The following is a 1,405-nucleotide window of genomic DNA, read 5'->3' on the forward strand; positions in this document are numbered from 1 at the left end:
CCTGGTACGCGTTCTTCTCGATGCTGCGGGTCGTGGCGGTTCTGTGGCTCGTCGCGGTGGTGTGGCTGCGCGCGCGAGAGCGTCGGACTGCCGTCGAGGGCTCGGCGGGGGGCTCAGCGGGTGGTTCCGCCGAGGTCGACGACCTCGCCGGCCCGATGGCCGGGGCCGAGGACCGGCTTCTCGTCCGCTTCTCGTGAGCGGGAGGGACGCCGCGGGCGTCCCGATTTCTGCGTATGCCGCCGGCCGGATAGTCTTGCCCAGTTCACCGTGTGCCCGGTGGCCTGTGGATCGTCCCGACCGATGTCGGTGCGGTCTGCGAGGCTGGTCCCGGCTGGAGAGAAGGCCGGGTCCTTCGGGCTCGCGGTGGGACGAATGCAACCCTCCTGTCACGAGAGAGACTCGTGACCGCCGAGACCAGAGGAGGTGGGTTAGAAGCATGCGTCAGTACGAACTCATGGTCATCCTCGACCCGGAGACCGAAGAGCGCACCGTCGGCACCACGATGGACAAGTTCCTGACCGTCGTGAAGAACGACGGCGGCAGCGTCGACAACGTCGACATCTGGGGCCGTCGCCGTCTCGCCTACGACATCAAGAAGAAGTCCGAGGGCATCTACGTCGTCGTCACCATGACGGCTGAGCCGGCCACGGCCCAGGAGCTCGACCGACAGCTGAACCTCAGCGAGTCGATCATGCGCACCAAGCTGCTGCGCCCCGGCGCCTGATCTCGCACCAGCCACTGAACTGCTCGATCACCGGACGAAGGACTGAACGGAGCCACGCATGGCAGGCGACACCGTCATCACGATCATCGGCAACCTGACCGCCGACCCCGAGCTGCGTTTCACGCCGTCCGGTGCCGCGGTCGCGAACTTCACCGTGGCCTCGACGCCGCGGCAGTTCGACCGCCAGAGCAATGAGTGGAAGGACGGCGAGACGCTGTTCATGCGCTGCTCGGTGTGGCGCGACGCGGCGGAGAACGTCGCCGAGTCGTGCCAGCGAGGCATGCGCGTGATCGTGTCCGGCCGTCTGAAGTCCCGCTCGTACGAGACGAAGGAAGGCGAGAAGCGCACCGTCGTGGAGATGGACGTCGACGAGATCGGCCCGTCCCTGCGCAGTGCCACCGCGAAGGTCAACAAGACCCAGCGCGGCGGCGGCGGTGGCGGCTTCGGCGGCGGCCAGGGCAACCAGGGCGGCGGCTGGAGCGGTGGCGGCCAGGCCGAGGACCCGTGGGCGACCGGCGGTTCCGCCGGTGGTCAGGGTGGCGGCCAGGGCGCTGGCCAGGGTGCTGCTCAAGGCGGCGGCCAGGGCGGCTGGGGACAGCCCTCCGGTGGTCAGCCGGCCGGTGGCCAGCAGGGTGGTGGCTGGGGTTCGGCCCCCAGCTACGACGAGCCCCCCTTCTGATC

The 1,405-nt window shown here is 69.2% G+C and carries 2 protein-coding genes and 1 pseudogene; all 3 read left to right on the plus strand.

What is annotated here, in order from left to right; all coding sequences use genetic code 11:
* Positions 1-197: pseudogene (locus ABD194_RS21145) on the plus strand (hypothetical protein); the annotation flags it as partial.
* Positions 198-436: 239 nt separating this feature from the next.
* Complete coding sequence (rpsF, locus tag ABD194_RS21150) at positions 437-724, plus strand: 30S ribosomal protein S6 (RefSeq protein WP_343995213.1); 288 nt, start codon at positions 437-439, stop codon at positions 722-724.
* Positions 725-782: 58 nt separating this feature from the next.
* Complete coding sequence (locus tag ABD194_RS21155) at positions 783-1,403, plus strand: single-stranded DNA-binding protein (RefSeq protein WP_343995215.1); 621 nt, start codon at positions 783-785, stop codon at positions 1,401-1,403.
* Positions 1,404-1,405: the final 2 nt, after the last annotated feature.

The sequence above is a fragment of the Terrabacter terrae genome, from assembly GCF_039529575.1.
GTDB lineage: Bacteria > Actinomycetota > Actinomycetes > Actinomycetales > Dermatophilaceae > Terrabacter > Terrabacter terrae.